The organism is Parasediminibacterium schistidii, from assembly GCF_046546515.1.
GTDB lineage: Bacteria > Bacteroidota > Bacteroidia > Chitinophagales > Chitinophagaceae > Parasediminibacterium.
On the sequence record NZ_JBKHKJ010000014.1, the window covers coordinates 71,103 to 93,765 of the forward strand.

13 protein-coding genes are annotated in these 22,663 nt (G+C 41.1%); 8 read left to right on the top strand and 5 right to left on the bottom strand.

The annotated features are described in order from the left end of the window. Positions 1-1,241: 1,241 nt before the first annotated feature. From ACHFIY_RS09870 to ACHFIY_RS09880, 3 genes are all read left to right on the top strand, one after another. Complete coding sequence (locus ACHFIY_RS09870; protein ID WP_410845919.1) at positions 1,242-10,922, top strand: IPT/TIG domain-containing protein; 9,681 nt, start codon at positions 1,242-1,244, stop codon at positions 10,920-10,922. A 478-nt stretch (positions 10,923-11,400) separates the two neighbouring features. Then, on the top strand, positions 11,401-12,771 hold the full coding sequence (locus tag ACHFIY_RS09875; protein WP_410845920.1) for an ammonium transporter: 1,371 nt from the start codon (positions 11,401-11,403) through the stop codon (positions 12,769-12,771). Positions 12,772-13,060: 289 nt separating this feature from the next. Continuing rightward, a complete protein-coding gene (locus tag ACHFIY_RS09880; RefSeq protein ID WP_410845921.1) occupies positions 13,061-13,687 on the top strand; it encodes a response regulator in 627 nt (208 codons plus the stop codon). Positions 13,688-13,801: 114 nt separating this feature from the next. Here ACHFIY_RS09880 and rfaE2 read toward each other — a convergent pair whose 3' ends face one another. The 3 genes from rfaE2 to panC all read right to left on the bottom strand — a co-directional run bounded on the left by rfaE2 (position 13,802) and on the right by panC (position 16,245). Further along, a complete protein-coding gene (gene rfaE2, locus ACHFIY_RS09885; protein ID WP_410845922.1) occupies positions 13,802-14,296 on the bottom strand; it encodes a D-glycero-beta-D-manno-heptose 1-phosphate adenylyltransferase in 495 nt (164 codons plus the stop codon). Next, a complete protein-coding gene (locus ACHFIY_RS09890) occupies positions 14,283-15,299 on the bottom strand; it encodes a lysylphosphatidylglycerol synthase transmembrane domain-containing protein (RefSeq protein ID WP_410845923.1) in 1,017 nt (338 codons plus the stop codon). Before ACHFIY_RS09890 ends, rfaE2 begins: the two co-directional genes overlap by 14 nt. Positions 15,300-15,402: 103 nt before the next feature. After that, positions 15,403-16,245 (bottom strand): pantoate--beta-alanine ligase, encoded by an 843-nt coding sequence (panC, locus tag ACHFIY_RS09895; RefSeq protein ID WP_410845924.1) that lies wholly within the window; start codon positions 16,243-16,245, stop codon positions 15,403-15,405. 110 nt (positions 16,246-16,355) lie between these two features. Here panC and ACHFIY_RS09900 point away from each other — a divergent pair, with 110 nt between their 5' ends. The 5 genes from ACHFIY_RS09900 (at position 16,356) to ACHFIY_RS09920 (ending at position 20,660) form a co-directional block, all read left to right on the top strand. Further along, positions 16,356-17,168, top strand: coding sequence for a glycogen/starch synthase (locus ACHFIY_RS09900; RefSeq protein WP_410845925.1), 813 nt, complete (start codon positions 16,356-16,358; stop codon positions 17,166-17,168). A 126-nt stretch (positions 17,169-17,294) separates the two neighbouring features. Beyond that, complete coding sequence (metK, locus tag ACHFIY_RS09905; RefSeq protein ID WP_410845926.1) at positions 17,295-18,548, top strand: methionine adenosyltransferase; 1,254 nt, start codon at positions 17,295-17,297, stop codon at positions 18,546-18,548. Positions 18,549-18,735: 187 nt separating this feature from the next. Beyond that, the gene (locus ACHFIY_RS09910) at positions 18,736-19,266 is read left to right on the top strand and encodes a carboxymuconolactone decarboxylase family protein (protein WP_410845927.1); all 531 of its coding nucleotides are present in this window, start codon (positions 18,736-18,738) and stop codon (positions 19,264-19,266) included. Between the two features lie 75 nt (positions 19,267-19,341). Continuing rightward, positions 19,342-19,761, top strand: a complete 420-nt coding sequence (locus ACHFIY_RS09915) for a DUF1348 family protein (protein WP_410845928.1) — start codon at positions 19,342-19,344, stop codon at positions 19,759-19,761. Between the two features lie 11 nt (positions 19,762-19,772). Continuing rightward, positions 19,773-20,660 carry a helix-turn-helix domain-containing protein gene (locus ACHFIY_RS09920; protein WP_410845929.1) on the top strand — a complete coding sequence of 296 codons (888 nt, stop codon included), beginning with the start codon at positions 19,773-19,775 and terminating at the stop codon, positions 20,658-20,660. Between the two features lie 315 nt (positions 20,661-20,975). On the opposite strand, the gene ACHFIY_RS09925 is transcribed toward ACHFIY_RS09920, so the two are convergent. Both ACHFIY_RS09925 and ACHFIY_RS09930 read right to left on the bottom strand, forming a co-directional pair. After that, on the bottom strand, positions 20,976-21,887 hold the full coding sequence (locus tag ACHFIY_RS09925; RefSeq protein WP_410845930.1) for a DUF5777 family beta-barrel protein: 912 nt from the start codon (positions 21,885-21,887) through the stop codon (positions 20,976-20,978). A gap of 235 nt (positions 21,888-22,122) precedes the next feature. Continuing rightward, complete coding sequence (locus ACHFIY_RS09930; protein ID WP_410845931.1) at positions 22,123-22,662, bottom strand: YceI family protein; 540 nt, start codon at positions 22,660-22,662, stop codon at positions 22,123-22,125. Between the last annotated feature and the right edge of the window lies 1 nt (position 22,663).

Consider the following 22,663-nt stretch of genomic DNA (forward strand, 5'->3'; position numbering starts at 1 on the left):
AGATTTTGATGGTGAATTATCATTTTCCAAAGCCAACTAATATCTGATGCGGGAGGCAAGGCTAAGATGCCCTTAGTTGTTTCTTTAATATAAAACTTGCTTGCATTAGGTATATAGCCCCAAATAAAAATCCTATAAGCAAAACTTTTATGACGTATTTTCATGGGCTTTGCCGCTTGGTTTGGCTGGCTTTTGGCGCCCTGAATTTTATTTTTAAGTGTTTCTGCATTATAACTCATTGAAATACAGTGTTTTTTCGTTTTTTAAGATGAGTGTTTTGTGAGTGAAATGTGAGTGTTTTGTGAGTGTTTTGTGAGTGATTTGTGAGTGATTTCCGCGGAAAAGTGAGTGATTTTTGGGTGTTTTTTTTGAGCATGATGTAAACTGTCATGACGTTTTTTATAAATTAAAAAATAAGCCTCAAGTGGCTGTGCGCTAAGGGAATTATGAATTATGGACTTAGCGGCAGAACATAGCGAAAGGTACATGCCATAAGCAGCGCACCAGCAACACTGTTTTTGTAGTAGATTAGCGGAGGCCATATAGTACAAAGTTGGGATTGATTTGGGACCCGTGCAAAAGAAAAATCCTATATGGGGGAAATATGCCCCCATGAGTATCCCAAAATGCCCCCATAGTGGGGGAATTTGAATTTTGAATTATGAGTTATGGAACCAAGGGAAGAACGTAGCGAATGGTATGCGCCATAGGCTTTGCACCAGCAACACTATTTTTGGCGTTGGCGTGTACTGGGGGGGATTATGAATTATAAGTTATGAATTATAAGTTATGGAATCAGCTGTAGAACTTAGCGAATGGTATGCAACATAAGCTTCGCACCAGCAACACTATTCTTGGCGTGTACTAGGGGGATTAACCATAAAAGTTTTGGTTACGAGAGTATGTTATCAATTGGTTAAGTTTTAAAAAGCGCTTGCAAAACCAAGCGTTTTATAATAAAATAAAAGATTTTTTGCCTTGAAAACTAATTAACTATTAAAATAATATATGAATGCTTATAGCAAATGTTTACTTTTAATATGATTCGTAATTAAGTTACTGTTTTTTTATGAAACGATAAATGAAATATTGCAAAAAACTGCCCACATTATTTTATATTAAATTTTAGTTTATATAAAAAATGTTTTAAAATAAACGTTACAAAACTATGAGCAGATGCACTTGTACGCAGGCGGAGTGTTTTTTAGCACGCCTATTTTCTGTTTATAAACTTCATTTACATGAGAAAAAACGTACTTTCTACTACATTGCCGGGTTGTTTATTTAGTTGGGCATCAACTGCAGGAGATGAGCAAAAAGCTATTTCGTGGCGGAAAAGTAGCTTTGTAGGCAAAAGCCTGGTGCTGTTTTTTTTGTTGGTGTTATTTATAGGTGTGATAAAAACTGAAGCGCAGATTGATGGTGATTACAGGAGCATTGCAACTGGAAACTGGACTGGGGCAAGTACTTGGCAGGTGAGGTCTGGTGGTACTTGGGCTCCTACTAGTACGGCCCCCACATCTGCAAACAATGTTTATATACAAAGTGGGCACACGGTTACTATGACTGCTGATGCCAGTTGTCTTAATTTATTTATTGCTGGTATAGGCTTTACAGATGCAAGCACTACTCTGTCTTCAACGGGATCGGGCAAAGTGAATGTAAGTACTTTCAATTTGCAAGTGTATGGTACGATTAGTATTTTCACACAAGGCACTTTGTCGACAGCTGGTAGCCCATCAACAGGAACTGCAACCACTAGTACTGCCGATGGCAATATTCCAGGTACTACGGGCACGTTTACTACTTCTTCCACAATATATCCAATCACTACAGGTGCTGCCACTGGTGCTTCTGTTGGTACAGGAACTGTAACGTTTGTAGGTACTGCAGATAGGGCTTTATTTGTGCCTAATGGCTGGAATATTAATGGTACAATTAATGCAAATGTGATTTTCAATTTTTCAGCAGGAACAATCTGTACGCTTAGTGCAAATTTTCGTGCGGCAAATATTACAGTAGCTTCTGGTATATTGTCTACCTCGGCGCGTATTGGGTGCGGTAATAATAATACTTCAGTGCCAACCAATACTGGGGCGTTTGTGATTAATAATGGAGCTACATTTAGTTCTTCGGCTACAGGTGTAAATACTTCTGGAAATCAGGTAATATCACATTCGGCATCTTCTGCAGCAAAAAGTTTTACCGTGCAGGCTGGTGGAACCTTGCAATTGTCAGGGGCTGCTCCTTCGATAGATGCGGTAACTGTTTCGCTTTTAGGTACTGTTGTTTACAACGCAAGTGGGGCGCAAAATCTGCTAAGGCCAAGCAGTGTAACTTATTCTCCAGGAGGTTCTTCTGGCGCAGGTACAAGGGATTCGACAAATACATTTATATATAACAATATAACGCTTGCTGGCACGAGTGCTAAAACATTAATAGGTGGGTTAACAACAACTGTAAACGGAACTTTGTCTTTACAAGGAACGTCCAGCCTTTCATTAGGTACTGGCACTCTGTCTTATGGCAGCAATGCAATCGTTCAATATGCAGGTTCTGCAGCACAAACAACAGGTGCGGAGTGGCCAGTAAGCAGTGGCCCGCCTAACATAACCATCGGGAACAGCAATGGCGTAACCACAGCGGCAAGCACTGCCCTCACTATTAGTGGTACGCTAAACGACAGCGTGGGTACTTTTGCTTTGGGCTCTAGTTCTTCCATTACCTATGGCGCAAGCAGCACGCTAAAATATACGGGTACAATTGCCTCGCAAACCACGGGTGCAGAGTTCCCTTCAAGCAATGGGCCTAAAAACCTTACAATTAATAATACGTTTTCAGGCGGCACGGTTACTTTGTCTGCTGCAAGAACTATTTCTGGTGTGTTGACGTTGAATAGCGGGGTACTTGTTACAACAGGCACCAATTTATTAAGCATTACCAATACTGCCACTACAGCCGTAGCAACAAGCGGCAGTTTTTCGGCTACTAACTGCATCCGTGGGCCGCTTGCTAGGTCTTTGCCAGTGAGCCTTGGCTCTGGCAGCACTTACCTGTACCCACTAGGTATCTCTGGCAGCTATACCCCTTTTGAATTGGTGAACCCAGTTACAAGCTCAGCATCCAACGCAGTGGTGCAGGCACAAGTTGTGGCAGGCAACACTGGAGGTTCTGGCACAGCCTTGGCACTAAACACAAATTTGTATTGGTCAGCTTCTGCTACTGCCAATGCTGGCAGCCTTACCAGCACTACCATTAGGCTTACTGACCCCAACTATAGCCCTGCCACGCTGATAGCTAGCAGTGGCACACTGGCTGGTAGCAGCTACGCAACCGTGGGTTCCTGCACGGTGAACAGCACCAACAAAACCATTACATCACCTGCCTTGTCTAGTTTTGCACAGTATTTGGTGATGGGTGCCGTTAGCACTGTGCCGCAGCCATCTAGTTTTACGGCCACTGCTGCTTCCACCACCCAATTGAACCTAGCAGCATCTGGCAGTGGCTTCACGGGAATAGTGGTATATTATAATACAACTAATTCCTTTACTGCACCAACTCCTGGCAATGCACCAACCACCGTGCTAAGCGGGCAAACCATTGCTTATAGCGGCGCAATAGGCAGCCTTACAAACCTTACAGGGCTTACCGCAAATACCAAGTATTATTTTTCCGTTTACTCGTATGACGGGACTAATAATTACTCCTCAGCTCCTGTTACAGCAAATGGAACTACTTTGTCTAATGCACCAGTAATTGGCACAGCAAGCAGCATAAGCAGCAATGGCTTTACTGCCAACTGGACAGCACCTGCAACGCAGGGCAGTGCCTCTTTTACCTATAGCATAGATACCACAATTGTTAATAATAACTTTGGTACAGGTGCTGGCACTATATCTGGCATTTCATCCAGCTCATTGTCGCAAGTATTGACTTCATTAAGCCCACAAGCACTGTATTATTATAGGATATATGCAGTAAACGCAGGGGGCAATAGTGCTTACGCCTCAGGAAGCGTTTATACCCTTTCTACCCCAGTAACATCGCAGGGCACAGGTTTTGCGGCATCCCAAATAAGCACTACCAGCTTCGTTTTTACATTGGGTTCTTTAGCTAGTTACCCAGCTGCTGCCACGGGAGCTGCCACGAAAAGAGGATATTTGCTGGTTTACTCAACTGGCACGCCTGCTTTGGTAGCGTCTCCAAACGGGGTTATACCATCATCTGCTGTGTCTGTTGGCACCCCTATCATTACGGCAGAGGGTACACAGGGTTCAACCGTTCCTTCAGTTACTGGTACTACCGTTACTGGGCTAACCAACGGCAATACTTACAATGCCTTGCTTGTGCCCTATACATGGGATGGTACCAATACAGCCACATACAACTACCTTACCACAGGGGCATTGACCACTACCATCACATTGTACAATAGTGCCGCAAGATGGGGCTTTGCTTCTGCTGGGGCACCTACTATAACTGGTAATGTAACGGGCAATACTTTAGTGGGTAGCCCCACCTATACTGGTATAGGTGGCACGGCTACTACTGGCTTTAGTTATGCCACCATATCGTCTGGCTTGTCGGTTTGCCCTTCTGGGGATGCTGCTTCTCAAACATGGATCATAGACCAAGCATCTGGCAGTACCGTGGTAAACAGTACATATGATGGTATTTCAAATGCAACCCTTAGCACAAATTCTACACGATATGTACAATTTAACGTGTCGCCCGTATCAGGCTATAACCTTACTGTAAATAATTTGCAATTCCCCATTACTTTATCAGGGACAACAAGTTTAATGTACTATGCAATTGCGTATTCTAGAGATGGTTTTGTTAGCGATAAAAATTTCTTAACTGCCAATACAACTGCGGGTGTGAACATTCCGCTTGGCCCTATTTCTATTGCACCATCTTACAATACTCCCATCACGGTTAACAATGGTCAAACGCTATCTGTTAGATTGTTTTTTATAAGAAAATCAACAGTAGTATCAGGCAGTACTTATATTACCATAAAAAATCCAGTAATATCCGGTACAACTACTGCTGCGCCAGACCCATCTATCCTTAGCTTTTCACCTAATAGTGGCGGTGCTGGTACTTCGGTTACGCTTACGGGTACTAACTTCACTGGGGCTTCTTCTGTAACATTGAATGGCGTACCAGTAACAAGTTTTACTGTTAACAGTGCTACAAGTATTACTGCTACTGTTCCATCTGGAGTGGTAAATGGTGGTACATTCATTGTAAACACCAGTTCAGCAGTGCCTGCGGTTAGCCCTACCAACTTCCTAATTAATTACTATTACAAAGGTTCTGGCTCGCTTACAACAGTAAGCAACTGGGGACAAAATACGGCTGGCAATGATGGAAATACGCCATCAGCAGGCTTAACTGGAACTTATTGCAATTTCTATATTGTAAATGGCCCTGCAACAGTAGATGCCAACTGGACACTGGACAATACTTCCAACCTATATATAGGCGATGGAACTACTGCAACTGCAGCTACTGTTGGGTCTGGTGTTACATTGACATCTGGTACAGGTTCAATCGTTAGCCTGCTTGCCAATGCTACTTTACAAATTACAGGTACATATATCCATGCAAGCACAACTGCCCCATCTATTGCGGGTGTGTTAACTATTGGCAGCACGGGCTTGTTTAAAAATACGGCTGCAACCATTATATCGTCTGCAACAACAGCTAATTTTATTGTGAACGGCACATACGAACATGCGGTGGCCAGTACAAGTGCCAATACATCGGCCATACCAACTGCAACGTGGAACACGGGTAGTAATTGTAATGTAACAGGCAGCACAAGCTCAAATAGTTATCCTGCAAGGACTCAAACTTTTTATAATTTCACCTGGAACCCATCTGCCCAAACGGTGAGCGTCTCCATTCCACAAGTTGGTTTTGGTGTTACTAATCAATTGAATGTAATAAATACAGACGCTACTTATGTAGTACTTTCTTCTGCTTCGGTATCGGCTCTTACGGTTGGTAAGTTTGTACAAACGGGTGGTACTGTTTATATTTCTTCTGTATCCTCAACCGAGGCAAGGATATTTAATGTTGGAGACTTTAGCATTAGTGGCAGTAGCGTGTTTGCCATTTCCAACAATAGTACTTATCCGGGTACAATGAACAGTAGTGGCAACCTAACATTTGCTGGTGGTACGTTTAGAAACAACGTTACAGGGTTTGCTTATGTAAACTTTACTGGCACATCGCAAACTTATAATAGCGATGGTACTACCAGTTTTGGTACGAATGCGCTTACTTATGCTATAAACAATGGTACTACTTTAAACATTGCTACTGGCAACCTTTCATTAACAGGTACTTTGACAGTTGCATCTGGTGGTGCTATAAATGTGGCTTCTGGTGCTACTTTAACAGCTTTAAACACTATTACCAATAGCGGTGGCATCAATATTAATGGCGGTACTTTTGTTGTGGGCAGCGGCTTCTCTTATATAGGCAGCTCGGCTATCAACTATAGTGGCAGCACTTCGTTGCTGTCTTATACGGATGCCACTGCAAGCAGGGCATACACGGCAGGCAATGAATGGCCGTCAACCAATAGCCCAGCAAATGTAACCATCAACCTTTCTGGCACAGGTACTACGTCGGTTACTATTGGCAGTAGCAGGACAATAAGTGGTTTATTAACCTTGACTAAAGGCAATTTGATAGCAACTAATGGTGTTGTTGTTTCCAATACCGCCACATCGGCAATAACAGGCTCGTCTAGTTCTTATATTCAAGGTGCGCTTACTTGGTCTTTGCCAGTAAGCCTTGCATCAGGCAGCACTTATGTGTTCCCGATTGGACAATCAACCAATTACCTTCCTTTCTCATTGGTTAACCCTACCACCTCCAGCGCAGCAACAGTAACACTGCAGGCGTTTGGCGCAAGCACTGGCGGCAACGACGATAACAGTACGCTTACCTCTATCAGTGGCACAGAATACTGGGCTTTGATTAGTACAGGAGGCTTTACAAATGCCTCGGCATCCATATTCCGTAGTGCTGCATTAGGTTCATATAATACAATGGGGTATAGTGCTACAAAAACGGGTACATATACTAATTTGGGAGGCATGGTAAGTGGCACTTCGGTCATTAATTCTAATAGCTTTACAGGAAGCAAATATTTCACTTTTGCTCAAATTTATAGTGCAGGTGCGCCAAGCATCACCAGCTTTACACCAACACATGGTGCTGTGGGTACTGTGATAACCGTTACTGGCCGCAACTTTAAAGATGGCAGCGACAACAACTTGGTTACCTCTATTTCTGTTAGCGGTGTTGCCATAACTACCTATACTGTTAGTAGCGCAACCAGTATTACGGCTACCATACCAGCTGGCTTTTCAACAAGTGGGGTGGTAAGTGTAGTTACGGGTTCTGGAACGGCCAATAGCAGTTCTCAATTTAGCACCAATGCTTCTACACCAACCATTACCAGTTTTACCCCTACGGTAGGTGGCAGTGGTACAAGTGTAACGATTACTGGTACTAACTTCGACGATGCCAGCACATCAATAATTGTGTCTGCAGTAACTATAAGTGGTGTGCCAGCAACCAGCTTTGTAGTAAACAGTAGTACTTCTATTACAGTTACTGTTCCTAATGGCGTATCAACAACGGGTGCCATTGGCGTAACCACTTATGCAGGTACTGCAACTAGCGGCTCTAATTTCGCCCTTAATTTTTACTACCGTGGTGCAGGCAATATTACAGCAGCAACCAGTTGGGGGCAAAGTTCTAGTGCTTACGATGGCAATAATCCAGGTAGCGTAACACAGGCTTCTTCTAATTTTTATATCACAGGTGTTACATCCCCATCTTTAGATGCCAACTGGGCATTGGCTTCAACCTCTACGCTCACAATTGGTGATGGGTTAACTGCCAGTAGTTTAAATGTACCAGCATCTATTATATTAACAACAGGGTTGTCCACTACTGTTAAGGCTTCGTCCACTTTGAGTGTTGGTGCCAATGGCAGCATTGTAAACGGTACGTCTAGTACGTTAACACTTACAGGCAACTTATTGGTAGATGGTACCTATACCTATAATAACAATGCGGCACCAGCTATCAGTGCTGCTGGTAAAATAACCATTGGCAGCACAGCTGGTTCTGGTTTGTTTGTTAATAATAGCACGGTAGCATTGGGAACCTTGTCTAACAATTTAATTGTTAATGGCCAATTGACCCACAATCCAAATACTACCATTCCATTAGGCACCTGGAATACGGGTTCTACTATTTACATTGCAGGTGTAACTACTACAATGCCTACCCATACACAAACTTTCTATAATATGGTTTGGGATTGTTCAGGCCAAACAGCAGCATTGACATTGCCAGTTTCTGGCTTTACCTTGAATGGTAGCCTGACAGTTAAAAACACTGGTACTGGTTCATTGAATCTTACAAATACTTCATCTAGCACACCATTTACAGTAATTAATTACACGCAAACCGGGGGAACTGTACTAATTACCCCTGCTTCTACTAATATTAGCAAACTAAGTGCAAGTGGGAATGTTGCTATTAGCGGTGGTACATTTACTTTAAGTGCTAGTGGCACTTATTCTGGCACACTTGCAATAGGTGGCGATTTTAGTGCAACAGGAGGAACAATTGCTGGTGGCACTAGTGCAACCCTAAATATAATACAATATACCAAAGCAGGTACACAGGTATATACAGGTGGAGCCACATTTACAGGAACTATAAGCACTAATATTAGTGCTGGTAGCACATTGAATATTGGCTCTGCTACTTATAGCATCACGGGTGCGTTTACCAATAATGGCAGCGTAACCGGTTCTGGCATTATTAATTTGAATGGTACTGCTGCACAATCTATAACAGGTACAGGTAGTTTGCCAAGCCTTACTTTGGCCAACAGTGCTGGTGCTACTATTAGTAGCGGCATGCAAACTATTACAGGCGTACTAAGCGTAAATGCGGGCACATTTGCCGCAGGGGATAGTATGCTTACCTTAAAATCAACAGGAATATTAACTTCCGCCATATTAGGCCCTGTTTTAGGCACTTTAACCGGCACAAGAATCACGGCGGAACGCTATATTCCTAAAGGCTACCGCAGCTACAGAGATATTGCTCCAGGCGTTTACAGGGCAAGCAATACTATTTTCAACCAATGGATGGAAAATGGCAGTTATACCAACAATGGCTATGGCATGTTCATTACAGGCGGTACGCCTGTAGCTGGTACAACTGGCACTGGTAATAGTATCAGCACAGATGGCAATGGATTTGATGTAAGTGCCAATGCCGTGAAAACTGCTTATACCTATGCAAGCGGTGGTTGGACAAATATCCCTAATACAGGCTTGAGCCTTAACCCATTCCAAGGCTATAGGTTGCTGATAAGAGGTGACAGGAGTTTCAAGCTTTACGGTACGGCCATTGATAATACGTCACTAGGCTTGCTAATGTACAATGCTACTGCCTTGCGCGCCAAGGGTCAGCTGATTACGGGCAAGGTTGCCTACAGTAGTTCTGGCGTATCTAATACGGCTAGCAGTGCTGCGGTTACTGCTTACAACAATGCAACTTATGGTTTAACAACGGCCAACGATTCTAGTTTTAGCCTAGTGGGCAACCCTTATATTTGCCCTGTTGATTGGAAAATAGTTAGCGACAGTAGTGCTAATATTGAGAATTACTACTATTACCTGGATCCTACTTATGGTGCAACAGGGAGGTATTTAGCTGGCAACCCGGCTACTGCCCCTAACTATATACAGGCAGGGCAGGCTGTGTTTATCAAGAACAAGAAAGGCGTTTTGCCCGCTAACCCTAGCGTGGTGTTTACCGAGACCTCAAAAGCAGTTGGCAGTACAAAAAGCTATGTATTTGGTAGCGGCAGCCTTAGCAAGATGGTGCTTACGCTTTTGAAACAAATAGGCGGCGGCGACACCAGCTACTGGAAAATGGATATAGCCACTTTGGCATTCGACAGCAGTTTTAGCAATAGTTACGATGCAATTATAGACGTGCCTAAGTTGCCAAGCGCCTCGGACAACCTATCTATAAAACAAGGCGGCAACAGCCTTAGCATCTATGGCCGCAAACCAGGAACGAAGGACGATACCATTGGCTTGTTAATGTCAGGATTATCAAAAAGCAGCTACCAGTTGCAAGTAGATGCAACAAACTACAACGGCGGGGGATTGACAGCCTTTGTTTATGACAGCTACTTGAAAATAGCCACAGCCTTGCAGCCTGCTGTGAACACGATACCATTTACGGCAGACAATGCGGTAGCGGCTAGCTACCAAGACAGGTTTAGCATCATCTTCAAGCCTACTATATTGCCAATAAGCAACATAGTGCTGAACACAGCCTTGAAAAACGATGTGGTATCAGTTGACTGGAGCACGATAGGCATGGCAGGATTGGTTAGCTTCGACGTGGAAAAATCGCTTACAGGCACTGGCTTTGCCAAGTTGGCAACAGTAGCTGCAACAGCCAGCACGGCTGCATACAGTTTTATAGATGCATCTGTGGCAACAGGCAGCAACTACTATCGCATAAAGGCACTAAGTGCCACTGGCGAAGTTGCATACAGTGCTGTATCGGTTATAAAGAAAGGCGCTTTAGCAGTAAGCTACTCGTTCTATCCTAACCCGGTAACCAACAAAATGGTGAACCTGCAATTGGGCAACGTGGAAAAAGGTGTTTACACAGTAAGCCTCTACAACAGCCTAGGCCAAAAAGTAAGTGATAAAACAGTGCAGCACCAAGGTGGCACTGCTACTTACAGCATTGGTTTGGGCAAGGCACTTGCAAGCGGTGTTTACACAGTAAGCGTGCATAAGTCGAGCGGAGTAACAACTTACCAAGCAAGCCTAAGTGTAGAGTAAGGGAGTTTGAGCTAGGTTTTAATATAGTAGTATCAAATACTCAATTCATTTCCAATCCTTCCAAAAAAGATGGGGAAGCAGATAATCAAAAAAAAGCCGTTGGCGTATTGCCAGCGGCTTTTTTTTGATTTATTTTTTGAATTTGGCATGCTTGAATTATTTAGTGCATTCTATTATGATTTTATATATATTAAATGTATTTAGTGCTCAAGCTATTCAATTGGCAATAATGCCTAAATAAGTCAAATTTTTTTGATTAAAAAACCTTTTTCAGTTTTTTTTAATCTATTTTTAATATAATTTTAATCTTTTTTTAATTTTGTATTATATTACACCCAAATACTTGTTGTAAGTACAATTTGCTTTGAGGCATCACCCAACACACCTTTAGGGCCCTAAAGGTTGGGTTATGGTTTAAAAAATAATTGTAGTTATGTGGTGTTTAATTGCTTAATACTTAATCAAAAAAAATACTATTATGGAAACTGTAAAAAAATCGGCTCCCTTTATTATCCTGGCTATTGTAGCTATTGCGGCAATGTTTATACCTAGTTTGCCTGCCTTTGACGACAAAGGGAAAATTTACAATGCGGCAGACATTACTTGGGTTTTAGTAGCTACTGCATTGGTATTTTTAATGACCCCTGCCCTTGCTTTTTTCTATGGCGGCATGGTACACCGGAAAAATGTACTTTCTACCATGATGAAAAGCGTGGTTGCAGCAGGGGTGGTAAGCGTTTTGTGGGTAGTAGTAGGTTTTAGCTTGTGCTTTGGCGAAAGCATAAATGGCATAATAGGCAACCCATCCACCTTCCTTTTTTTTAAAGGGGTTGTGTCTAGCGGCCCATGGAGCTTGGCACCTACAATACCGCTATTGTTATTTTCTTTATTTCAGTTAATGTTTGCCATTATTACCCCCGGCTTGGTTGTGGGTGCAGTAGCAGAGCGGGTACGGTTTACTTCTTATATTATATTTATTGTTCTCTTTAGCTTGCTGGTATATGCACCTTTGGCACACTGGACTTGGCATCCGGATGGATTCTTGTTTAAAATGGGTGTTTTAGACTTTGCAGGTGGCACAGTTGTGCATATTTCGGCTGGCTGCGCAGCCTTAGCTGGGGCACTTGTTTTGAAACGAAGGAAAGTACACCAAGCACATACCGAAATTCCGCCAGCAAATATCCCTTATGTGCTGATAGGCACAGGGCTGCTCTGGTTTGGCTGGTTTGGTTTCAATGCAGGTTCTGCACTAGGGGCTAATTCCTTGGCTGTTTCGGCCTTTGCTACAACCAATGTGGCTGCTGCCGCTGCGGGCTTGTCTTGGATGTTTTTTGATGTGATAAGGGGCAAGAAACCGTCTGTGTTAGGCTTTTGTATTGGGGCAGTTGTGGGCTTAGTAGCCATAACGCCAGCCGCAGGCTTTGTTGCCATACCTCAAAGCATATTTATAGGGGCTATTGCTGCCGTGATTTCAAATTTGGCGGTATTTATAAAATCAAAGTCCACGCTGGACGATACGCTGGATGTATTCCCTTGCCATGGTTTAGGCGGCATGGTAGGGATGCTGCTGACAGGTGTTTTTGCAACAAAAACAGTGAATGCTGCTGGAGCAGATGGCTTGTTTTATGGCAATCCAGCTTTCTTTTTCACGCAAGTAAAAGCATTGCTAATAGTAGTGGGGTATAGTTTTACTGTTTCGTTTATTATTTTTAAAGTTATTAATTTAATTGTCCCTATACGGGTGAGCGAGGCGGAAGAAGAAATAGGTTTAGATGCTTCGCAGCACAATGAAGAATATGGGCAAGGCACATTGATAGTACATAATAGTGGGAAGCTTGCTGAGGTATGATGATTTTAATATATTAGTAGTGGGATACTCCTGGCCGCCTCTGCGGCTGGGATTTTTTTATTAGCTAACAGGATACAATAGTGCAGGAATTTTTGTGCAAGAGCTGTGTTAAGTAAATGAAAATCAATATGTTTGCATTAAATATTGAATATAAGTATTTTAAATACTATTGGTTAAGGGATAATGTTTTATAACAATGGCATAGAAGTGTTATTTTTACACAATAGCAAGATGGCTTAGGATAATATTTACTATTACAAATACCCACCCAAAGCCCACTATACATTAGATGAATATTTTAATTGGAGATGATCACGCTATTGTGCGGAAGGGATTGAAGATGATTTTGACCGAGGCATACCCTCATGCTTATATTGAAGAGGCAATAGATGGGGCAGACCTTGTAAAAAGACTGCATAATAAACCTTGGTCAGTAATCATTTCTGACATTTCTATGCCAGGCCGGTCAGGACTAGAAATTATTAAAGTAGTAAAAGAATATTATCCTAAGATACCCATTTTAATTTTGAGTTTGCACTCGCCAGAGCATTATGCCGTGCGTACATTCAAAGCAGGTGCATCGGGATATATAACTAAGGAAAGCGCACCAGAAGAATTGGTAAAAGCAATTGAGCAAGTATTAGGAGGGAGGAAATACGTTAGCCCAGAAATAGGGGAGATGCTGCTCCATGCACAGTTGGATGAGTACAATGAAGAACTGCACCAATCACTTTCTGATAGGGAAATGGAAGTGTTCAGGCAAATAGCATTGGGTAAAAAAATTACAGATATAGCAGAAGAACTTTCATTAAGCGTTAATACCATTAGTACTTACCGAACTCGTATATTGGAAAAAATGCACTTATCTTCAAATGCTGAAATTGCTAGGTATGCTTTGCAGCATGGGATACTTTAGTAAGTAATGAGTTATAAATTATGAATTATGAGTTTTTGGGAGTTGGGTGATTTAGAAGCATTTACATGCAATAAATGAATTACATTAAAACATAACTCATAATTCATAACTAACCTACCCCAGCTTCCTTATCTTCTCAATAATGCCTGTAGTAGAGAAGCCTTGGACAATCGGGTTTATTACTACTTTGCCGCCATTGGCAATTACTTCCTCGGCTCCTACAATTTGTGCTATAGTGTAATCCCCGCCCTTCACAAGAACGTCTGGCAATATATTTTCGATGAGGTTCAAGGGCGTGTCTTCTTCAAATATCACCACTGCATCTACAATTGCAAGGCTTGCCATGATTAGCGCACGGCTTTGCTGGTTATTTACAGGCCTTTCGTCCCCTTTCAAGCGTTTTGTGCTGGCATCACTATTTATGCCTACTATCAATAAGTCGGCCTCTTTAGCAGCCTGGGACAGCGAGAATATATGGCCTTCGTGCAATATGTCGAAACACCCATTGGTAAAAGCAATGGTTTGCCCTTTGATACGCCAACCTAGGATTGTTGCCAACAGTGCAGGCAATGTATATATTTTGTTTCCTATCGCATTAATTTGTTTCATTCACAACAGGGGTTTTGTTGTACCAAGGCAATAGCCCAAGGCAAATAAAGCCTACTATTACCACAATTAAAAATTGGGCGAACCATTGCAATGTGCCATTCGCATAACCTATTTCAAAAGGAACGTCGTTTTTTTCTAAAACTTTGGCAAGGAAAAAGGCATAAGCCCCAATACCGCCTGGGGTTACAATCATGCCAATGCTCGCAAACGCAAGTGCAGAAATAGCAACGCCCAAGCCAAAATGGTCTGTGCCATGCGTGGCCATTAACCCAACCCATGTGCCGCCAATGTACAGTCCCCATATACCAACGGTACACAAAATAAATTTGCCTTTTTGTTGTAAGTGACTAATAGAGCTAAGGCCCTCCCAAATGCCTTTTACAATCCTTTCTAAAGCAATGACTATTTTTAGGTGGGCAAAGGCCCTGAACCATATTTTGGCAGTATAAAAAAGTATAAGCAGCACGGTGCAGATAATGCCTACTTTAACCCATGAGAAATGCCCATTTTTATTAGCAAAAAGCTCCAGTAATAGTTGCTTGCCATATTGGCCTACTACTTCGTACTCAGACACAAAAGCCAACAAGAAAATAAGGATTAAGCAAACAACGTCAACAGCACGCTCTATAACAATGGTGCCTACCAGCTTTTCAGCAGGAACATGGCCGTATTTTGATAATATCGTGCATTTCAGCACTTCCCCAAGCCTAGGCACAGCCAAGTTGGCCAAGTAGCCAATCATCACAGCAAAAAAAGTATTGACAATTCCTGGCGAATAGCCCATGGGCTGCATCAAGGTCGTCCAACGTATTGCCCTTAAAATATGGCTAGTGGAAAGGATAACAAAAACGGGCAGCAATAACCAATAATTAGCAGTAAGTAACGATTTTTTAAATTCTGCCCATTTATTGGCGGGTATCTGGTGAAGGCTCCACCAAACCAAAAAAACGCCTATGCCTAAAAAAAGGAGGTATTTTATAAGGTTGGCTATTTTCTTGTTCATGAACGCAAGTTGAAAATGAAAGTCGGCAAATTACGCAACATTATTGCGTATAACCTATTTCCTTTTTTTTGTAAATATAGCTAAACCGCTGTTTAGTTCAGCATTAAAGGAGCATATTGTCTATTAAGCGCACACCATTAATAAATGCGGCTATTAAAATGACAGCAGGTGTTGCAGGATCCCAATAGGTAAGTTCTTCTAAAGTAATGGCATTGCAAACTGCTATATAATCAATGCTGCTGAAACCGTGGGCAAATAACTTTTCAGTTATTTGAGTTTTAAGTGCAGTGAAACTGATGGTTGCAATTTGTTCTTTTGCAAACAGAAGTGATTGGTAAATGGAGGTTGCAAATATCTGGTCTTGTTCCGATAGGCGCATATTCCTGCTGCTCATGGCCAACCCGGAGCTTTCCCTGATGGTAGGGCAAATAACTAGCTTAGTATTTATTCCAGTAATTTCTAGAAGCGTACGAACTACCATGCACTGCTGGTAATCTTTCTGGCCCATCAAAAGCTGGCTTGGCTGTATAATGCTAAGCAAGCGGTGTACTACCTGGCATACACCTTGGAAATGCCCTGGCCTGTATTTGCCTTCCAGCAACGTTTCTATCCTGCCCAGTTTATAATGTAATAAAGGAATGCCCTCTGGATAAATTTCCTCTGGGGAGGGCAGGAATAGCACATCGCATCCTGCCCTGTGCAGCAATGCTATATCATCCTCTGTTTTTGAGGGGTATTTTTCAAAATCAGTTTTGTCGTTAAATTGGGTAGGGTTTACAAAAATGCTGCAAATAGTAAGTTGGGTTGCTTTTTTGCATTCAGCAATCAAAAACAAATGCCCATCGTGCAAAGCACCCATAGTAGGCACAAACCCAATCGTTATCTGCTTGTTTTTTTGGTCATTCAGGAAAGTAGATAAGCTTGCAACCGTTTTAAAAATAATCATTATATGCAAATTTATTGTTGCGTAATAATACTATAAACTTATTTCGCTCTATTTTATGTATTTTTGCCGACTTGTTTTCAGGCTACTCAAAAAAATTACGACGTAACTAGATGTCAAAGAAAAGAATTTTATTCATAGCCACAGAAATGTCGCCTTATTTAGAGTTAACTGAGTTTGCAGAAATTGTAAATAAGTTAGCCATCAAAAGCAACGATGCTGGTTTAGAAGTACGTTGTATCATGCCACGTTTTGGCGTTATTAATGAACGTAGGCACCGTTTGCATGAGGTTGTCCGCTTGTCGGGTATCAATGTGTCGGTTGATAACGACGACTATCCCCTGCAAATAAAAGTAGCTTCTTTGCCCAATGCACGGTTACAAGTTTATTTTTTGGAAAATGAAGACTTCTTCAAGCGAAAGCATATTTTTCATGATGAAAATGAAAAGTGGTTTGACGACAATGGCCTAAGGACTATTTTCTTTTGCAAAGGGGCACTGGAAACAGTGAAAAAATTTGGTTGGGCACCGGATATTATCCATTGCAGTGGGTGGATGACCAGTTTGGCACCAGCTTATATAAGAACTGCTTATAAGAGGGAGCCTGTATTTGGCAACAGCAAAATTGTATTTACGATAGGGGAGAATACGTTTATAGAAAAACTAGCACCCGATTTTATAAAGAAGGCTTTGATTAACGCCAACATTAAAGAGAAAGATTTAGATGCTTTTAAAGAATTAACTAATACTGCTTTATTGAAAGGGGGTGCTACCTATGCCGATGCCATTACTTTTGGTGCAGAGCAGCCCAACCAGCAATTGATTGATGAGTTTAGCAAAGCAAAGGGGAAGAAAATAGTAGGCTTTAAAGGTTGGGATACCGACTTATCCGAATACATGGAATTGTATAACAGCTTTGCCATTTAATACTGGAATTGCAAAAATTAATTTAAAATAGTCTATTTATTTTATAGAAATTTTTCATTAATTTTTAACCCTAAAAAGTTCCTATACTATTATATTTGCATTCCATAAACATAAAAAAAGTTATTAATGCCTTATTTATTTACATCCGAAAGCGTATCGGAAGGACACCCAGATAAAGTAGCTGACCAGATTTCTGATGCTTTAATTGATAATTTTTTAGCTTTTGACCCCGAGTCGAAAGTAGCTTGCGAAACATTGGTTACTACTGGTTTGGTTGTTTTGGCTGGCGAGGTAAAAAGCAAATCTTACTTGGATGTACAGGAAATTGCCCGTGGCGTAATCCGTAAAATTGGATATACGCTAAGCGAATATATGTTTGAGGCTAACAGTTGCGGTATTATTTCTGCCATACACGAACAAAGTGCCGACATTAACCAAGGCGTTGACAGGTCTAACAAAGAAGAACAAGGAGCTGGCGACCAAGGGATGATGTTTGGATATGCCACAAACGAAACCGATGATTATATGCCACTTGCCTTGGATTTGGCACATAAAATATTGATAGAACTGGCAGCTATCCGCAGGGAGAAAACAGATATTAAATACTTGCGCCCAGATGCTAAAAGCCAGGTAACACTAGAGTATGACGATAACAACAAGCCTGTGAGGATAGATGCTATTGTTGTATCTACACAGCATGACGACTTTGACACTGAAGAAGCCATGCAGGTGAAAATTCAAAAAGACATTGTTGAAATATTAATCCCTAGGGTAAAAGCGAAGTATGAAAAATATGCTTCCCTATTCAACGATGAGATTGAATATCACATCAATCCTACCGGTAAATTTGTAATTGGGGGCCCTCATGGCGATACTGGCTTAACTGGCCGTAAAATAATCGTGGATACCTACGGTGGCAAAGGCGCACACGGTGGTGGTGCATTCAGCGGCAAAGACCCAAGCAAGGTTGACAGGAGCGCAGCTTATGCCACTAGGCATATTGCTAAAAATTTAGTAGCAGCGGGCGTGGCAGAGGAAATATTGGTACAGGTTTCTTATGCTATTGGCGTTGCAAAACCAATGGGTATTTATGTAAATACTTATGGCACATCTAATTTGGGAAAAACCGATGGGGAGATTGCCAAGATAGTAGAAGGCTTGTTTGACATGAGACCATACTTCATAGAACAACGCCTTAAACTCCGCAACCCTATTTATAGCGAAACGGCTGCTTATGGCCACATGGGCCGCAAGAACGAAGTAGTTACGAAACAATTTAGGGGCCCAGATAATGTTATCTTTACCCGTGAAGTTGAATTGTTTACTTGGGAAAAGTTAGACTTTGTGCCTGCGGTTAAAGCTGCTTTTGGATTAAGTTAGTTTCTTTGAAAAGTAATGTTTTATAGAAAGAGAGGTTGCCGAAAGGTAGCCTCTCTTTTTTGTTGGACATAGTCGTTTTTCCACAGGGAAAATTGTCCACCTACTAGCGTTATTTGTCCATTTTTTAGGCTTATTGGTGTTGCATCTTTGTACTGTCAATAACGACAAACAATTAAAAAGAAATAAAATGACAACATTCACCGTCCCTACAAGGGAACAAGTAGCTACCACCAACCAAGTAATTTTCGATAATTTACAAAAAGCACTTGGGTTTGTACCCAACCTTTATGCAACCATTGCTTATTCTGATAATGGGCTGGCAAGGTTTCTGGCATATCAAAATGCAAAAACCAGTTTGTCTAATAAAGAAAAAGAAGCCGTTAACTTGATTGTAAGCCAAGTAAATAGATGTGCGTATTGCCAAAGCGCACATTTGGTTTTGGGGAAAATGAATGGCTTTTCATATGCGCAATTATTGGATATTCGCAAAGGAAAAAGTGAAGATACCAAATTAAATGCATTGGTAAGTTTAGCCGCAGATATTACCAAAAATAGGGGCAATGCAAGTGCAGAGCATGTAGATCTATTTTTTGCACAGGGCTATTCCAAAGAAAACTTGGTTGATTTAATATTGCAAGTAAGCGATAAAACAGCCATGAATTATTTGCATAACCTTACGCAAGTACCCATTGATTTTCCAATTGCGCCAGCTTTGTAAATTCACTTAAAAACGAGGTTGTGCTGTATTAAGCCAATCTCGTTTTTTTTAATTTAAATTGTAAATCACATCATCATGGAAATAGAAAAAAGATACCCGTTGCCACCTTTTGATATGGAGAAAGCCCTGCAAAAAGTGCAGATGGCGGAAGATGCCTGGAACAGTAAAGACCCTGAAAGGGTGGCCAAAGCATACACCATTGACAGCGAATGGAGGAACCGCACACTATTTATTAACGGCAGGGAAGAAATTATTGCTTTCTTGAAAGTAAAATGGGAAAAGGAACGTCATTACAAACTAAAGAAAGAACTATGGGGTTTTAGGGAAAACAGGATGGCAGTAAGATTTGAATATGAATACCAAAACGAGGCTGGCCGATGGTTCAGGGCTTATGGGAACGAGAATTGGGAGTTTGACGAAAATGGGCTGATGCAAAAAAGATATGCCAGCATCAACGATTTGGAGATAGAAGAAAAAGACAGAAAGTTTAAATAATTGCTAAGGCGATGGTGCAAAAAAATACATTTACATTAATTAACTCACAAACGGGCAACCTTGCATTTAAGTTGTTTTCTTTTGAAGACAATAGTTATTGTGACCATATCCAGCGGCTTAATTATTATTCATTGATTTGGGTACAGAAAGGGGAGGGGATTCTAAAAGCCGATTTCTCAGAATGTAGCTTTGGAGAAAATACATTGTTTGCATTTGCCCCTTACCAACCATTTATGATTGCCGCAGATAAAGAAATACAAGGCATTGCTTTGAATTTTCATCCCGATTTTTTTTGTATCCACAAGCACCACGACGAAGTAGCCTGCAACGGTGTATTGTTCAACAATATTTACAACCCACCCACAGTAGCAATAGATACGGCAACAATACCTATATTCGATATTTTGGTAGCGCAACTAAAAACGGAAATGCAAAACCCCGCACTGGCCCAATACGAATTGCTGGTTTCTTACCTGAAAATATTTTTGATAACTGCTGCACGGCTAAAAAGCGAACAGGATCCCACTCCAAAACAGACTGTACAAAGCCACAAAGAGCCTTTTATTTTGCAGAACCTTAAAAATTATATTGAAACACATTTCAAGACCAAGCACTCCGCCAGCGAGTATGCAGATTTATTGTTCATCAGCCCAAAGGCATTGGCAAAAATTACAAAGGCGCATTTTAATAAAACCCTTACCAATCTAATTTCGGAACGCATTATAATAGAAGCCAAGCGGGAGCTATACCTAACCAGCAAAACGGTAAAGGAAATTGCCTATACGCTAGGCTATGAAGACGAGCATTATTTCAGCCGCTTTTTTAAAAACAATACTGATGTTTCCCCACAATTGTACAGGGAAACCGTTGGTTTTGATCGTGCGAGGAGCGTAGTTTAGTAATCAAATTCAATTTCTTAAAAGGTATTTAGCAAATATTTGCTAGCACACATCAAAGAACTAAATTGCCAATATGATTTGTATCCATGCGGGTAGGTGCATTTGTTGCATGGGGATTTAGCTGGGCAGAAAATTTTATTTACTTTTTTTAAAGAAATAACTACAAAAAGCAAAATGGAAGAAAAAGAGAAATATTTAAAAATTCTCCTCTTTCTTCCATTTAATTATATAGAGCACAATTCAAAAAACTTCAATCCCCTTTTTTTAAATTGATTCGTGCTGCTTTTAGCCTTCGTGCCTTTGTGGCAAATTAAATTATAAGGCTTTTATTTCTTTTGGCTTCTTGATGGTAAATACCCTGGCTATGTTGAAGCCAAAGCGTATGCCGCCATCGCCCCATTTATCGGTTGTTTCATTAATGAAAGTCCTTTCTGTCATGCCAGTAGAATTGGTAAAATGGAATTGGAATACGTGACCGCCTGTTTCTATGTCAAATCCTGCCGAGAATGAGTTTACATAGCCTTCATCCTTGGTAAACCTGTAATAATACTCTGTAGTAAGGTTTACACGCTTAGACAAGCGTAGCCTCCCCCCAACGCCTAGTGAGTACTTATCGTTTTTTTGGTAAGAATAATCAACAGAATTATAATGCACAAGCGTTGGCATCAATTGCAAGGAAATATAGTCATTAAACTTGCGGGCTACCAATACTTGGGCGGAATAAGAAAAACGGTCGCTATAGTTGTTCAGCTGGCTATTTTTTACAGTTTTCCATATTACAGAACCGGCAACACTTACCGATATAGGCATTTTTATTTTGCCTGTTGACTGCCGCAGTAGTTTTGCTTTTGCAAACCCATCGTATGTTTTTTCAAAAGTACTCCTGCCTACGCCTACCATCAACCATTTGTTGATGCCGTAGTCAACACCCATCCGCATGCTAGCAGCGTCTAAGCCAAACAGTGTGTAAGACCCTTCGTTTACCGGATTGAACCTGTGCGATATTTTTACATCCAATATCCCTGCCCCCACGTTTTCAATGGATTGCCCATTAATCAAACGGGTAGTTTTAAAAATGGCTGTTGTATAATCTGTTTTATTCAGTTGGTCTTTTTTGTCTTGCTCCTCTTGCGATTTAAATAAGTCCACATCTTGGGCTTTGCCAATAGTATAGCAACCCAACGCTAAGGCTAAGATAAAAACTTGTTTCTTCAATGCTATTTTCATGAAATTATTTTAAGATACCAATTATTAAATGATTTATTGCCTCATAAAATAGGCTATCTGTTTTTGCCACAAAGGCACAAAAACACTAAGAAGCGCAAAGAAAAAGAAGTACTAAGGTTTTGGCTAACAGTAGCGTACATAAGTCAGGTTCTTTTTCTTTTCTTCTTCTTTATTTCTTTATGTGCCACTTTGAGCCTTCGTGCCTTTGTGGCAGAAAAAACCGAGCAGTAGCACGTTACTCGTATTTGCAATTAATAGCCAGCTTGGCATCTTCAGCTATTTGCGAGCCGATATAGCTACCTGTAATATAATCTTTCAATTTCACTTTAAAATCTGCCTTTAAAACGGGTTTACCGCCTTCTACACTAATTGTTCCTGGTACAGTTATCTTTTTACTAACGCCATGGATGGTAAGCATGCCTTCGGCAGTAGCGGGGTAAACACCGTCTTTTTCAAAATTAACTGCAGAAATATTGGTGATATATCCCTTGAAATCTGCTTTGGGAAACTTGGTGCTTTCCATATAGTTTTCATTAAAATGATCTTCCATCAAGGCATTGGGGAACTTGAAACTTTTTATCAAAACGCTAAATACCATCTGCCCTGTTTTTTCAACTATTTTACTGTCAACTTGGTTGTTTACAGCTTTAATGTCTGTAGTGGCAGAAGCATCAAAAGTAATTTGACCAGACTTTGTAACAAATATTTTTTGTGCAATTGCACTTGTACAAAGCGTTGCAGCAAGCAAACCAATCAAAACAATTTTCTTTTTCATT